Origin of the sequence: Microbacterium sp., assembly GCF_029263575.1 — a bacterium.
GTDB lineage: Bacteria > Actinomycetota > Actinomycetes > Actinomycetales > Microbacteriaceae > Microbacterium.
The window spans coordinates 1-15,290 of sequence record NZ_JAJUFV010000070.1 but is presented as its reverse complement, the minus strand read 5'-3'; the positions used below and the strand labels follow the sequence as shown (position 1 = coordinate 15,290).

Here is a 15,290-nt window from a genome sequence, read left to right as displayed (position 1 = left end):
TTGCCCGCCAACTTCGCGGCGGCAGCGAACGCCGAGCGCGCCTCTTCGTCGCGTCCGAGTCGTGACAGCATCTCTCCCCGCGTCGCTGGGAGCAGGTGATAATCGCGCAGAGCGCCGGATGCCGCGAGCTCGTCGATGATGCGCAGAGCGGATGCTGGCCCCGATGCCATCGCGACGGCCGCAGCCCGGTTGAGCTCGACAATCGGCGAGGGCGCGATGCGTCCGAGCGCTTCGTACAGCACGACGATATGCTCCCAATCGGTGTCGTCGACGGATGCTGCCACCGCATGGCATTCGGCGATCGCCGCCTGCAGGCCATATGCGGTGCGCCCTCCGAGAGCATCAGCTGCGGCGAGTGCTGCCCGCCCACGCGAGATGCGACTGCGATCCCAGCGCCGACGATCCTGATCAGCGAGCAGCACGGGTTTGCCGCGGGCGTCGGTGCGGGCCGGGAACCGCGCAGCTGTCAGTTCCATCAGTGCCAACACGCTGTGTGCATCGCGCTCTTTCGGAACCAAGCCGACAAGCACACGGGCGAGCCGAATCGCCTCGACGCCGAGTTCGGGGCGCATCCAATCCGGCCCGCTGCTGGCGGCGTGCCCCTCGTTGAAGATGAGATAGAGCACCCCGAGCACGGCCCCGAGGCGCGCGGGGAATTCCTCTCGCGCCGGCACCTCGAACGCGACGTTCGCCGCGGCCAGGGTCTTCTTCGCCCGCACGATGCGCTGCTGCACCGTGGCCACCGGCACGAGCAGCGCCCGCGCTATCTGCTCGCTCGACAGACCCGCCACCACCCGCAGCGTCACGGCGACGCGCGCCTCGCGCGACAGCACCGGATGGCACGAGATGAACACGAGCCGGAGCAGATCGTCGTCGATGCTGTCCGGATCCCACGGATCAGCATCCGCGGCATCCGCCTGTTCGCGTTCCAGATCGTGTGCGATCACAGCGATGCGATCGTCCAGGCGTTCCTGACGGCGCCAGCCGTCGATCGCCTTCCGTTTGGCAACGGCGGTGAGCCAGGCCGCCGGGTTTCGGGGCACACCCTCGACGGGCCATTGACGCAGCGCCTCGACGAGCGAGTCCTGCGCGAGATCCTCGGCGAAGCCGAAATCGCCCACCATGCGGGTGAGGGTGGCGACGATCTTCGCCGATTCGATGCGCCACACGGCCGTGACGGTGCGTTCCACATCGGTCGTGGAACGCACCGTCGCGCCGTCTGTCGCCTCAGTCATGGCCGCCGGGCTGCTCTATCGCTGCGCGCGCTGTGCCTGCTCTTCGCGCCAGCCCTCTTCTTTCTGAATCCACTCGTTGTCGGCGGGGAAGTCCTCCATCTCCTGGACGCGGCGAACCTCGAGAAACGATCCGGGGCCGAGTGGTGCGCGCTTGGCCCACTCCGCGGCTTCTTCCCGGCTGGAGACCTCGAGGATCCAGAAACCGTTGAACAGTTCCTTGGTCTCGCCGTAGGGTCCGTCCGTGACGAGCGGCTCCTCTGCCGAGAAGTCGACGACGAAGCCCTCCGACGCGTCGCTCAGCCCCTCGCCCGCGGCCAGAACACCCGCCTTCATCATCGACTCGTTGTACTTGCCCATCTCTTCGATGACCTGCTCGAAGGGAATCTCTTCATACGCCGAGACCGCCTCGTCGGTCGCGCGCATGATCAGCATGAACTTCATGACTGTTCTCCTTGGATCGGGGCCGCTTTTCGACCCTCTCACTCAAGACGTCGAACGGGAAGAGCGCAGATCGACATCCGAGCAGAAAAAGTTCCGAAATGTTCGGCGGGGTGGCGTCGCGGTCGGCACTGCGGGTCGCTGCTCAGCGCCGGGGGGCGGCCGTGAGGGCGCCGCGCACTGCGTCGGCGAGAGCACGCACGGCGCGCTCGCTGCTCCACGCGGATGCCGCGACCGGCGCCTCGGCGACAAGGCGAGCGTGCAGCGCGGAATCGGTGAGCACCTGCCGCAGCGCATCGCAAAGGCTCTGCTCGTCGCCATCGGGTACGAGGATGCCACCGCCGTCGCCCAGCACGTCGCGGATGCCGTAGCGAACGTCGTAGGAGACGACGGGCGTGCCGTGCATCAGGGATTCGACGATCGAGAGCGGTTGTCCTTCGAAAGCGGTCGAGGTGACCACCACGCTGGCGCGATCGAGCACACGACCCGGATCGTCGGTGTAGCCGGCGAGCATGATGCGCGATCGGGCTCCCAGCTCGTCGATCAGCGCCGCCAACCGATCATGCTCCGCACCGCCACCCCAGATCTCCATCCGGGATCCGGGAACATCTGCGGCGACGAATGCGCGGATCGCGTGGTCGATGCGTTTGCCCGGTGCGAGGCGTCCGAGCACGACGACCAGTCCAGGCTCCTGCTCGGCTTTACGGCTGTCGACGGCCGAGACGACGTTCGGCACGACAGCGGCACGTCCGTTGTCACCGAAGCGCGCGACTACGTCGTCTCGCTGTGTCTGTGTTGGCCAGGCAACCGCGTCGAAGCGATCGGCAAGGGCGAACCACCGGGTCCACAGGGCATTCATCGGAGCATCCGGGGTGTAAGGCGGCTCGAGGTGCATCGTGTGGATCGTGTGGATGATGCGCACGCGCGGATCGTCCCAGTCAGCGATGAGCTCGCCCAGCTGACGTGACTCGCAGATGACCGCGATCGGACGGTCGTGAGCGAAGGCCGAGGTGATCACACGCAGCCACGTGTTGTACAGCGCACGGAAGCCGGCAAGCCCTCCGATCACCTGGCCTGTTTCGTCATAGACGAGCACCGGCTCTTCGGTCAGGTGCCAGTCGGGATTAGCGGCGATCACCGGAAGCGCCGCATAGGGGCGCCCCTGCGCATCGCGCAGCACGCGATACTCGATGCCGTCGGCCGCGGAGAGCGCCGGATCGGCGGCGGCGCGCAGCCACTCGGCCGCACCTCCTGTCGGCGCCGCGGCCTCATCGAACAGGTTGCGCATGCGCGCGGGCTCGGCAATCGCACCACGCCGGGCGAACGTCGCGCGGTGCTCGGCGTGCGTGGCGGCATCGCCCGGGTCGAACGTGAGCAAAACCGGTCCGGCGCCGTCGGCCACCCCCGCGGCAGCAAGCTGTTTGGCGCGCGACAGCGTGGCGATCGTATACCCGCCGTCGAGATCGGGGATCAACCGGCTCGACAGCACGAGGTACTCGGCGTCGGGAAACTCGACCGCCTCGCGCGCTGAGCCTGTCGCCGCGCTCTCTGAGCTTGTCGAGGGGTCGCTCACTCCCACTCGTCCGCTATCGCGGCCGAGTGCCATGCTGCGCCCATGGTCGAATGCTCGTGACTGCGTCACTCCCATTCGATCGTCCCCGGGGGCTTCGAGGTCACATCGAGCACCACCCGGTTGACGTCGCGCACCCCGTTGGTGATGCGGTTCGAGATCTTCGAAAGCACGTCGTACGGTAGCCGGGTCCAGTCGGCCGTCATGGCGTCTTCGCTGGAGACCGGACGCAGCACGATCGGGTGTCCGTACGTGCGGCCATCTCCCTGCACGCCCACCGAGCGCACGTCGGCAAGCAAGACGACCGGGCACTGCCAGATCTCGCCGTCGAGCCCGGCCTTGGTCAGCTCTTCGCGGGCAATGGCGTCGGCCTCACGCAGGATCTCGAGACGGTCAGCGGTAACCTCACCCACGATGCGGATGCCGAGGCCGGGCCCCGGAAAGGGCTGCCGCCCCACGATCGCCTCCGGTAGGCCGAGCTCGCGGCCGATCGCCCGCACCTCGTCTTTGAACAGGGTGCGAAGCGGCTCGATGAGCTCGAAGTCGAGGTCATCGGGAAGGCCACCCACGTTGTGGTGCGACTTGATGTTCGCCGTGCCCGTGCCGCCGCCGGATTCGACGACGTCAGGGTAGAGCGTTCCCTGCACGAGGAACTTGATCGGCGCGCCCTCAGCCTTGGCTTCGTCGACCAGCTCCCGCTGCACTTTCTCGAACGCTCGGATAAACTCGCGACCGATGATCTTGCGCTTCTGCTCGGGATCGCTGACGCCGGCGAGGTGCCCAAGGAAGGTGTCGGCGGCATCGACCGTGATCAGGCGAACGCCAGTCGAGGCGACGTAGTCTTGCTCGACCTGCTCGCGCTCACCCTTGCGCAACAGCCCGTGGTCGACGAACACGGCCGTGAGCTGATCGCCGATCGCCTTGTGCACGAGCGCGGTCGAGACGGCAGAGTCGACGCCACCGGAGAGCGCCGAGATAACCCGGGCATCGCCGACCTGCTCGCGGATGCGCGCGACCTGCTCGTCGATGACGTTGCCGCTGTTCCAATCAGAGGCCAGACCGACAGCCTTGTGCAGGAAGTTCTCAAGCACCTGCTGGCCGTGGTCGGAGTGCTTGACCTCGGGGTGCCACTGCACACCGTAGAAGCATTTCTCGTCACTGCCGAAGGCTGCCACAGGTGTGTCTGTCGTGGATGCCAGCACCTCGAACCCATCGGGCGCCTTGGCGACCTGGTCGCCGTGACTCATCCACACGTTCTGCGTCTCCGGCTGCCCACCCAGCAGCACACCGCCGTCGCCGATGAGCGCAGCATCCGTCGCCCCGTACTCACGGAGGCCAGTGTTGGCGACTTCACCGCCGAGCGCACGTGCCATCACCTGGAAGCCGTAGCAGATGCCCAGAACCGGCACGCCGAGGTCGAAGATCGCGCTGTCAAGGGACGGAGCGCCCTCTTCATAGACCGACGACGGACCACCCGAGAGGATTAGCGCTACGGGGTTCTTCTCGGCGATCTCAGCGGCTGAGACCGTGTGCGGCACGATCTCGCTGTAGACGCCGGCCTCGCGCACACGGCGGGCGATGAGCTGCGCGTACTGGGCGCCGAAGTCGACGACGAGGACGGGGCGCTGGACGGTATCTGCACTCATCGCGCGGCCTCCTGGCTCTGGGTGGATTCGGACCCGGATGCTGCGGAAAGCTCAGCTTCCCGGGAATCGAGGTATGCCGTGATCTCACGAGAGACGCGGAACTCCATGATGAAGGAGAGCGCCGGAACGACACCGCCGAGCGCGAGCAGGATGAACCGCTGAAGGGGCCACCGCATCAGGCTCCACACCCGGAAGCAGGCGAAGAGGTACACGACGTAGAACCAGCCGTGTGCAACGAGGATCATGAGTGAGAGGTTGAGCCCGCCGGCGCTCTCACCGGTGGAGATGTCTTCACACCCCGCTCCGCCAGGGATGAAGAACGAGTACCACTGGCAGCCATCCTGCATGATCACGGGCGCGAACCACAGGAAACCGCGGTCACCGCCAGCGAACAGCTCGAGGTGGAGGGGTGTGTACTTCAGGATCATCTCGGCCAGCAGCAGCAAGAGCATGACACCTGTGACGATCGAGGCGATCTGGTAGAACTTCAGCGCCCCGCGAATCTTCGGGAAGGAGGCAGCTTTCGGTTCTGGCATGGGGTCCAGTCTACCCGGGACCACGGGCGCCCTTCACCGCCGCCACGCATCGTGCGCGGCCGCTCCACACGCGGCAGCGACCGCCGGGAGCACGCCCGGCGGTCACTGCCGTGATTCAGCCGATCAGAACCAGCCGAACAGCAGGTCCAGCAGCCAGTCGACGAGATCGCGGATGGCGCCGCCGAGCCCGCCGCCACGGTTGACCTTCACCTCGGCCGTCGCGTGGTCGCCGTCTTCCTGCGACGCGATGACCGTGTAGGGGCCAGGGTGAGTGTCGCGCGGAACCGTGAGGGAGGCGTCGAACGTGCCATCGTCGTCGACCGTGACGGTGCCGAGCTCGACGACGGTGCCCTTCTTCGATTCGAGCGTGACAGTCACCGTCTCTCCCGCTTCGAAGTCGGAGCCCGTGATGCCGAGCTTCGTGCCGACGCTGACCTTGTGCGACGTCTCGATCGTTCCGGCGAACTCCTCTTCGGCGCTCTCGGCGATCGTGATCGGCACCTGCACCGTGCTGACCCCGTCGGAGACGGTGAGCGACTGGTCGCCCTCGACACCCTCGGGGATGGTGATGGACACGCTGGCGCGTCCGGCCTCATCGGTCGTGTCGACGATCGTCGGATCCACCGCTCCCGTGGCGAGAACCGTGTCACCGAGCGATACGGTGACCTCCTCAGGGATCGACTCGCCACCGCTGAAGGCCAGCGATGAGAGGTCGATCGTGACCTCATCACCGGCGCCGTAGCCGTCGGTGTCGGCCGGGCTCAGCGTCACACCGACAGCGCGCTGCGCGAGATCCGGTGTGGCCGTGCCGTTGGCGTCGAACCACTCGACCATCGATGCGAGGTCGATCTTGCCGGTGTCGGCCTTGTTCGTGCCCTCGGCGAGAGTGGAGAAGTTGTCACCACCCGCCGCGAGGAACGAGTTCGCCGCGACGACATAAGTCGCTTCCGGTTCGATCGGCTCGCCGTTCAGCGTGATGGAGGTGATCCGCTCCCCCGCCGCAGCCGACGGGTCGTAGGTGTACTGCAAGCCCTTCGAGACGCCGAGCTTCAGGAACGGACGACTCGCGCTCTCAGGCTGCCACTGCTCTTCGAGCACGCTCTTGACCTGGGCGCCGGTGAGATCGAGGGTGACGAGCGTGTTGGCGAAGGGCTGTACCGTCGCCGCCTCGCGATAGGTGACATTGCCATCGGCATCCGACTCGCCGGTACCGGCATACGTCAGGTCGGCCCGGATTCCGCCGGGGTTCATCAGCGCGATGTCGGCACCGGTGGCCCACTGCTGCACATCGGCCACGAAGTTGCCGATCGTCGACTCACCGCCGCGGTTCTCTTCGCCGTCACTCTGACGGGCACGGTTGAGGTCAGCGGTGATCTCACCGACCGGCTCCGCACCGAGAATGTCGGCTTCTGCCTTCGCAGCGTCAACGATCTTCTGGACCTCGGGATCGGCGTCGTACAGCGGAACGTCGATCTCGTCACCGGTCTCGGGGTCGACCTCGGTCTTCGTGAGCGGTTTGATCTCGTTGGTGATCGACAGCAGCTCCTTCGTCTCGGGGTCGACCTGCAGGTTCATCAGCCCGAAGTTCTCACCGTATTGTCCTGCAGAGATGACCGGACGGCCATCGATGACGTGGTTATAGGCGAGGTGGGTGTGCGCCGAGACGATCGCGTTCACGCTCGGATCGACGCCCTCGACGATCTGTCCGAGTGCGGAATCCGCAGTGATGCTCTCGACATCCGTCGACGTCGCGCCCTCGTGCACCAGCAGGATGAGAACGTCGGCTTCGCCGTTGGCGTCATCACCGTCGGTGAGGTCGTCGGCGACAGCGTTGACCGAGTCGACGATGCCGCGCACCTCGAGGTCGGCGATACCCTCGGGCGACACGAGCGAGTCGAGCTCTTCGGTCACGGCGCCGATGAAGCCGACGTCGATCCCGTCCATCTCGGTCACCCAGGCCGGGGCGAGTGCGGTCTCTCCGGTCTCGGTGAGGAAGACGTTCGAGGCGATGTACTCCCAGTCTGCGCGGTCTTGCACGCGGGTCTTGAGATCATCCCAGCCCTGATCGAACTCGTGGTTTCCGGCCGCGCTCACATCGAGCCCTGCGGCGTTCAGCGCGTCGATCGTGGGGTTGTCGTCATTGATGAATGAGGTGAAGGTGGATGCGCCGATCAGGTCACCGGCGGCCGCGAAGATCGTGTTCGGGTTCGCCTCTCGAACCGACTGCACCGCCCCGGCGAGCACGGCCGCGCCTGCCGCGGCGCCGTTCGCCTCGATCCGACCGTGGAAGTCGTTGATCGTGACGACGTCGATGTCGACCGGAAGGGCCTCGCTGGAGATTCCGACGATCACCGGGTCGTGGTCGCTGGAGCGGAACGGCGTGCCCGCCTCCGCTGCGCCGAAGGCGTAACCGCGGTCGCTCCATTCCGGCGAGTTGATCGCCCAGACGCCCGTGTCGGTGACCGACGCCGTCAGCGACGGTGACGCGATGGCGTGATCGAGTGATCCCAGCTCACCATCGAACGTGTAGGTGTATTGGCCTTCGGCGTCAGCCGGTACGAGGTCGGTCCACCCGGCCACGGCGAACACATCGATCGGATCTTCTTTGCCATAGGCGTTGAAGTCACCGAGCAGCAGGATGTCATCGCTTCCGCTGGTCTCGGCCAATGTCTCGGTGAAGGACAACAGCGACTGCGCCTGAGCCGTACGGTCGGCGTTGTAGTGGCCCTGACCGTCTGCCGGCTCATCGCCGTCACCCGACTTCGACTTGAAGTGGTTCGCGACGACCGTGACGACCTTGCCGTCCATGTCGAAGGCCTGCGCGATGGGCTCGCGGGCGTTGCCCCACACTGTCTCGTCGATGATCGTGGCGCTGTCGCCCACGGGGGTGACGGCATCTTTCTTGTAGATGATCGCGTTCGTGATCACGTCGGTGTCGGTGTCGGCCAGCGCCTCCGGTGTCGAGACGTACGCCCAGACGTCGGAGCCGGCGTCGTCGTTGAGGCCCGCGACGAGGTCAGCCACGGCTGTGTCGACCGGGTCGCCGAAGTGGATCGAGTTCTCGATCTCCATGAGTGCGACGACGTCGGCGTCGAGTCCGTTGATCGCGGTGACGATCTTCGACTTCTGCGTCTCGAAGAACTCGGCTGTCTTCGCGCCGCGGGCGAGATCGTTCTCGCTCTGCAGCGTCGTGAAGTAATTGAAGACGTTGAACGCCGCGACGCTCACGTCTCCGCCGACATCGGGCGCTTGTTCCGGCCGCGGGTTCTCAGTGGTGAACGTCGCCCGGTAGGCCGCGTCACTGGCGTCGTCGATCGGGACGACGGGCTGCAGACGCCAGTCTTCGAAACCGTACTGCAGCACGTATCCGGTCTCCGCGAAATCGACGACGTCGCCGTTTCGCACCGTGGTCTCGGCGGTGAAGTACGGCTGGTCACCGGGGTGCGCATTGCTGGTGACCTGCGCGTTCCAGCCGTCGTCGAGCAGAATGCGCTCGGCACGGTTCTCGGCGGCGATCGCGTCAGCCTCGTCACCGGGGCGCGTCGTCTCGGTGCTCTTGACGTTCAGCTCCCCCGGGTTCAGCCACAGGGTGCCGTAGTTGTAGAGCTGGTGGCTGGAGGCGACGCGGTACGTGCCGCTCGGGGCAACGAGCATGTTCTCGAGCGCCTCGCGATCTGCGCCGACCAGCGATTCCGGCAGCGGCGTGACATCGGGGACGCCCACGCCAGCGGTGACAACCGAGACGTCATCGACGGATGCGGGTGAGATCTGAGTCTGACCGTAGTACTCGGAGACCGTGCCCGTCACCGAAACGAGGTCGCCGATCTCGAGTGTGGGTGCAAGATCATCGAGGTAGATGAAGATGCCGTCGGATGCTCCGGGCGTGGCGTCGTCTGCGCCACCACTGCCGGCGGTCTGGATCGCGATGCCCTGGTAACCGCCGTCGCGGTAATCGCCGGTGACGACGCCCTCGACCACAACGTCCGTACCATCGAGGGGCGAGACGTCTGCGTCGCCCTGCACTTCGGCGATCGTGGCTTCTTCCACGGGCTGCGGGTCGGGGTCTGGATCGGGGTCGGGATCCGGATCGGATCCGGTCGTCTCACCCGCGGCGTTCGTGGGGGTGATCGTCTCGGAGAGCGAGAAATCTTCGGCGTTGTCGTCGGAATCGGCACCGGCGTCGCGGTTCATCGACCGCACGTCGGTGTTGCTGCTCGGCGCCTCGGCGGCCTCGCCTTCATAGGTGTTCGACGTACCGTAGCCGAGCAGGTCGACGACGCCGTCAACCCCGGCGACCGAACCGGTCTCGAGCGTGACAGCGGATGTTCCCTCGACCAGGGCGACCGTGCCCTTGGTGCCGCTCGGGTTGATGCTGCCGGTGATATCGGCCTCGGGCAGCGCGGCGGCCGGTGACGAGGCGTTGTTGGTGCCACCCTGCACGAGGAAATACCCGCCGGCGGGAATGCTGCCCGAGAGCGCCGTCACGCCGTTGAACGACGCCTCACCTGTCGCCGATCGGTACTGCAGCGACAGACCGTCAAGCGTGATGGCGGCGTCTGTCGGGTTGTACAGCTCGACGAATTTGTGGGTGAACGCTGCGCCGGCGCTGCCGCCGGACAGGTAGGCCTCGTTGATCACGACGCCCGTTCCTGCTTCGTTGGCGAATGCCGGTGCGCCCGAGAGAGCGGCGGCCCCCATGGCGCATGCGGTGGTCAACGCGAGAGCGCCGATGCGCCCCCGCCTGCGTGAGATGGACGATCCGGTGCGCTGCGCGGCACCGTCAGGGGCGGACATCATTGCGGTAGCTCTCCTCGCCGTCGATGAATACGTGAGTGAGCCTAAGTCGGGCCGCCGACATCTTCAATGGTGTTCGTCTTTTGGTAACCCAGCGTTCCTCAGGATTCGCGGGCCGCGCGCTCTTCGAATTCTTCGACTTCGAGTTCCCAGCGGTCTTTCGCGAGCCGGTACCAGATGTAGAACGCGAACCCAGCGAACACAGCCCATTCCGCGGCGTAGAAGATGTTCAGCCAGTTCACCGTCGACAGCTCCGTCGGCGCGGGCGAATCGATATCGACCAGGCCGTCGGGCGCTTCGACCGACGCGAGGTACGGCCGATACACCGACAGCTCGGCGGTGTCGTTCCACTGCCCGAGCAGCATCGCCGGAGACATGCGATCCATAGCATATATATCGTCACGCGGTGGCAGAGAGGTTCCCTCATCCGAGATCAGTCGGCCCGCGATCGACGCTGGCTGGTCGGCCTCCTGAGATTCCAGAGCGGATGCCGCGGCATCCGCCGACTCTCGATCAGGAGCCCATCCGAGCGCGACCGCGATCGAGACCTGCTCGTCGACACGGAGCTGACCGGTGACCCAGTATCCCTCGGTGCCATCGTTGAACCGCGAGGACACGACGAGGAAGTCACCGGCGACCCAGGTTCCGTCGGTCACCACACGCTGACCGACGTACGGCTCCGGCAGATATTCTCCCGGCTCGACGACCTCCGCCAGCGGTCGCTCGTCTTCTGTCACACCCGCCGGCGGCGGATCAGTGTCGATCGCGCGTTCCAGCTGCCACTGACCGAGAAACGCGAAGACCCCGGCGACGACGAGGCACGCCAGCAGCACGCCGATCCAGCGGCCGCGCAGCATGACCTCGCGAAGCGTCGGAGGAAAGTCCTGCGGTGTCGTCACGATGTAAGCAGACCGCGTCAGGAACGCGGATAGGGAGCGAGCACGACCTCGACGCGCTGGAACTCCTTGAGGTCGGAGTATCCGGTCGTCGCCATGGACTTGCGCAGCGCACCGATGAGGTTCGCCGTGCCGTCAGCGACGGGCGCCGGGCCGTAGAGAATCTGCTCGAGCGTGACGATGCCAGGGGTCTCGACGCGGCGGCCACGAGGCAGCTGCGGGTGATGCGCTTCAGGCCCCCAATGGAAACCTTGGCCCGGAGCATCCGTCGCCCGCGCCAGCGCGACACCGAGCATGACGGCATCCGCCCCCATGGCAAGCGCTTTGACGATGTCGCCGGACGTTCCGACCCCGCCGTCAGCGATGACGTGCACATACCGGCCGCCCGACTCGTCGAGGTAGTCGCGGCGCGCGGCGGCGACATCAGAGACGGCCGTCGCCATCGGCGCGTGAATGCCCAGGGTCGCGCGGGTGGTCGATGCCGCTCCGCCGCCGAAGCCGACAAGAACACCAGCGGCACCGGTGCGCATCAGGTGCAGCGCTGCCGTGTAGGTGGCCGCGCCACCGACGACGACCGGAACATCGAGGTCGTAGATGAACTTCTTCAGGTTCAGCGGCTCTGCCACGCTCGAGACGTGCTCGGCCGAGACCGTCGTACCGCGGATCACGAAGAGATCGACGCCCGCCGCCACGACCGTCTCGTAAAACTCCTGCGTGCGCTGCGGCGTGAGGGAGCCGGCGACGGTGACACCGGCCTCGCGGATCTCAGCCAGACGCGACTTGATGAGCTCGGCCTTGACCGGCTCGGCGTAGAGCTCTTGCATGCGCACCGTCGCCCGGTCGGCGGGAAGCGATGCGATCTCGGCGAGCAGCGGCTCGGGGTCGTCGTAGCGCGTCCACAGCCCTTCCAGGTCGAGGACGCCGAGACCGCCGAGCCTGCCGAGCATGATGGCGGTCTGAGGGCTGACGACGGAGTCCATCGGCGCGCCGATGATCGGGGTGTCGAACTGGAAGGCGTCGATGACCCAGGCCGTCGAGACGTCTTCCGGGTTGCGTGTGCGCCGCGAAGGCACCACCGCGATGTCGTCGAACGTGTACGCCCGACGTGCGCGCTTTCCTCGACCGATCTCAATGTCCATGCTCACCCCTCCAGCCTACCGGGCCCCCGATCATGCGCTGAGACCCCGCCTTATCGCCGAGCCCCCGTCGTATTTGCGTCGATACGACGGGGTGTGGACGACAAGACGGGGTCTCGACGAAGAGGGCCGGAGCGTTACTTCTTGTAGTTGGGTGCCTCGACGACGATCTGCACGTCGTGCGGGTGCGATTCCTTGAGCCCGGCCGACGTGATGCGCACGAACTTGCCGCGGGTCTTGAGCTCGTCGATCGTCCGGGCGCCGACGTAGAACATCGACTGACGCAGGCCGCCGACGAGCTGGTAAGCCACCGCCGACACCGGCCCGCGGTAGGGGACCTGACCCTCGATGCCCTCGGGGATCAGCTTGTCATCACTGGGAACGTCGGCCTGGAAGTAGCGGTCCTTCGAGTAGGACGTCTGCTTGCCGCGGGTCTGCATCGCACCGAGCGAGCCCATGCCGCGGTACTGCTTGAACTGCTTGCCCGACTGGAACACGATCTCGCCCGGAGACTCGTCGGTTCCGGCCAGCAGCGAGCCGAGCATGACGGCGTCGGCGCCGGCGACGAGCGCCTTGGCGATGTCACCCGAGTACTGCAGGCCGCCGTCGGCGATCACGGGAATGCCGGAGGGGCGCGCGGCAAGAGACGCCTCATAGACCGCGGTCACCTGCGGCACGCCGACGCCGGCGACGACGCGGGTCGTGCAGATGGAGCCCGGGCCGACGCCGACCTTGACAGCATCCACGCCCGCGTCGATGAGTGCCTGAGCGCCCTCGCGGGTGGCGACGTTGCCGCCGATGACGTCGATGTGTTCGAACGAAGCATCCGACTTGAGACGCTGGACGAGGTCGATGACGCCCTGCGACTGTCCATTCGCGGTGTCGACGACGAGAACGTCAACACCCGCGTCGCGCAGTGCCTCGGCGCGCTCCCAGGCGTCGCCGAAGAAGCCGATCGCGGCGCCGACGCGCAGGCGACCGTGCTCGTCTTTCGTGGCGAGCGGATACTTCTCGCTCTTGTCGAAGTCCTTGATGGTGATGAGCCCGGCGAGCTTGCCGTCATCGTCGATCAGCGGCAGCTTCTCGACACGGTGCTTGGCGAACAGCGAGATGACCTCGCCCGCGGCAACACCCACCTTCGCCGTGACCAGCTCGTCACTTGTCATGACGTCTTTGACGAGTGTGGTCTGACGCTCGAAGCCCGAGACGAATCGCATGTCGCGGTTGGTGACGATGCCGACGAGACGACCTTCGGGGTCGACGACGGGCAGGCCCGAGATGCGGTAGCGCGCGCACATCTCGTCGACCTCTTCGACCGTGGCCTCCGGCGTCGTCGTGATCGGATCGGTGATCATGCCCGACTCGCTGCGCTTGACGCGATCGACGTGCGCGGCCTGGTCGGCGATCGAGAGGTTTCGGTGCAGGATGCCGATGCCGCCCTCACGTGCCATCGCAATAGCCATGCGGCTCTCGGTGACGGTGTCCATGGCGCTGGAGAGCAACGGCGTCGCCACCGAGATGCGACGTGTGATGCGCGACGAGGTGTCGGCGTCGCTCGGAATCACATCCGTATGACCCGGAAGCAGCAGCACGTCGTCGTAGGTGAGTCCGACGAAACCGAAAGGATCGTGCTGGTCCATGGAAGAGCCTCCTGCGCGCATGAGTGGTGAAGTCTGTAACAATTCTAAACGTCCGAGAGCGCAGGACATTCCCGCGGCCGACGATGTCACGCCTGTATTACCAATCGATCGAATCGCTAGTGAATCGCCCCGTCGCCCAGTACGCTCAATTCCAGCCCCGGCCGACCCGAAGCCGGCGAGCACTTCACAGTGGAGGTTGCGTGGGACCCACGTTCACAGTCGCCCGGCGCGTCAGACCCTGGTTGGTCGCGATGCTCGGCGTCCTGATGGCCTTGTCCATTCTGGTCTTCTCACCACCGACGGCTGCTCTCGCTGATGAGACAGACGACGGGCAGGAAGTCACAGATTTCTATTTCGCCGGGGTCATCACCTTCGATGATGAACCGGTTCCCGACGTCACGGTGTCGGTCGACGGAAACGGCTTCAATGCCGAGACCGAGACGGATGCCGAGGGCAAGTGGCGTCTGTATGTCCCAGAGAAAGAGACCTACACGCTCACCGTCGACGAGAGCACGCTTCCCGAGGGCGTGATCGTCGAGGGCGACTCCGCTTCGCAAGAGGTGGAGTTCGGCCTCACCGGCACGAAGATCGTCAACCTCTTCCTGGGCGAAGGCGTGCGAGAGACAACGTCGTTTCTCGATCAGCTGCTGTCTCGCATCGTGGGCGGTCTGAACTTCGGTCTGCTTCTGGGGCTCGCCGCCATGGGCGCCGCGCTCATCTACGGCACGACACGCCTGTCGAACTTCGCGCACGGTGAGATGGTCACCTGGGGCGCCGTGATCGCACTGCTGTGCACTTCGTTCTGGCAGCTGCCGCTGTGGGCGGGAATCGCCGCGGCTGTGATCAGCGGTGGCATCCTGGGACTCGCGATGGACATGGGCATCTGGCGCCCGCTGCGCCGACGCGGCCTGGGTATCGTGCAGCTGATGATCGTGAGCATCGGGCTCTCGCTCGCGCTGCGCTACTTCCAGCAGTTCCTGGTCGGCGGCCGCACCCACCAGCTTCCCGGTGCCAGCCCGACGCCGCTGAAGTTCGGGCCGATCTCGCTGTCGTACATCGACATCATCGGCATGAGCATCAGCATCGTCGTGATCCTCGCCATGGCGTTCTTCTTGACGCGCACACGGCTGGGCAAGGCGACGCGAGCGATCTCCGACAACCCGCAGCTGGCCGCGGCATCCGGCATCGATGTCGACAAGGTCGTGCGCATCGTCTGGGTCGTCTCGGGTGTGCTCGCGGCGATCTCCGGTGTGCTGTGGGCGTACTTCCGCCCGGGTGTCAAGTGGGACATGGGCATGCAGATGCTGCTGCTGATCTTCGTCGCGATCACCCTCGGTGGCCTGGGCTCGGCGTTCGGTGCGCTGATCGGCTCGATCATCGTCGGACTCGCGGTCGAGGT

The 15,290-nt window shown here is 66.1% G+C and carries 10 protein-coding genes; 1 reads left to right on the top strand and 9 read right to left on the bottom strand.

Going from position 1 to position 15,290, the window contains the following annotated elements; all coding sequences use genetic code 11:
- The 9 genes from Q1J95_RS08860 to guaB all read right to left on the bottom strand — a co-directional run.
- The coding region (locus Q1J95_RS08860; RefSeq protein WP_300267142.1) for a sigma-70 family RNA polymerase sigma factor at window positions 1-1,235 on the bottom strand (1,235 nt) is incomplete at its 3' end.
- A 15-nt stretch (window positions 1,236-1,250) separates the two neighbouring features.
- Window positions 1,251-1,676, bottom strand: coding sequence for a YciI family protein (locus Q1J95_RS08855; protein ID WP_300267139.1), 426 nt, complete (start codon window positions 1,674-1,676; stop codon window positions 1,251-1,253).
- 142 nt (window positions 1,677-1,818) lie between these two features.
- Window positions 1,819-3,246, bottom strand: a complete 1,428-nt coding sequence (locus Q1J95_RS08850) for a glycosyltransferase (protein ID WP_300267137.1) — start codon at window positions 3,244-3,246, stop codon at window positions 1,819-1,821.
- 65 nt (window positions 3,247-3,311) lie between these two features.
- Window positions 3,312-4,889 carry a glutamine-hydrolyzing GMP synthase gene (gene guaA, locus Q1J95_RS08845; RefSeq protein WP_300267135.1) on the bottom strand — a complete coding sequence of 526 codons (1,578 nt, stop codon included), beginning with the start codon at window positions 4,887-4,889 and terminating at the stop codon, window positions 3,312-3,314.
- Entirely contained in the window at window positions 4,886-5,425 is a 540-nt protein-coding gene (locus Q1J95_RS08840) for a DUF3817 domain-containing protein (protein ID WP_300267133.1), read from the bottom strand. Before Q1J95_RS08840 ends, guaA begins: the two co-directional genes overlap by 4 nt.
- A gap of 123 nt (window positions 5,426-5,548) precedes the next feature.
- On the bottom strand, window positions 5,549-10,222 hold the full coding sequence (locus tag Q1J95_RS08835) for an ExeM/NucH family extracellular endonuclease (protein WP_300267131.1): 4,674 nt from the start codon (window positions 10,220-10,222) through the stop codon (window positions 5,549-5,551).
- 98 nt (window positions 10,223-10,320) lie between these two features.
- Window positions 10,321-11,076: an SURF1 family protein gene (locus tag Q1J95_RS08830; protein WP_300267146.1), complete on the bottom strand. Its 756-nt coding sequence runs from the start codon at window positions 11,074-11,076 to the stop codon at window positions 10,321-10,323.
- 59 nt (window positions 11,077-11,135) lie between these two features.
- Window positions 11,136-12,254 carry a GuaB3 family IMP dehydrogenase-related protein gene (locus Q1J95_RS08825; RefSeq protein WP_300267144.1) on the bottom strand — a complete coding sequence of 373 codons (1,119 nt, stop codon included), beginning with the start codon at window positions 12,252-12,254 and terminating at the stop codon, window positions 11,136-11,138.
- Window positions 12,255-12,388: 134 nt separating this feature from the next.
- On the bottom strand, window positions 12,389-13,891 hold the full coding sequence (guaB, locus tag Q1J95_RS08820) for an IMP dehydrogenase (RefSeq protein WP_300267129.1): 1,503 nt from the start codon (window positions 13,889-13,891) through the stop codon (window positions 12,389-12,391).
- Window positions 13,892-14,091: 200 nt separating this feature from the next.
- Between guaB and Q1J95_RS08815 the strand changes: the two genes are divergently transcribed.
- Window positions 14,092-15,290: branched-chain amino acid ABC transporter permease (locus Q1J95_RS08815; protein WP_300267127.1), on the top strand; the 1,199-nt coding region annotated here is incomplete at its 3' end.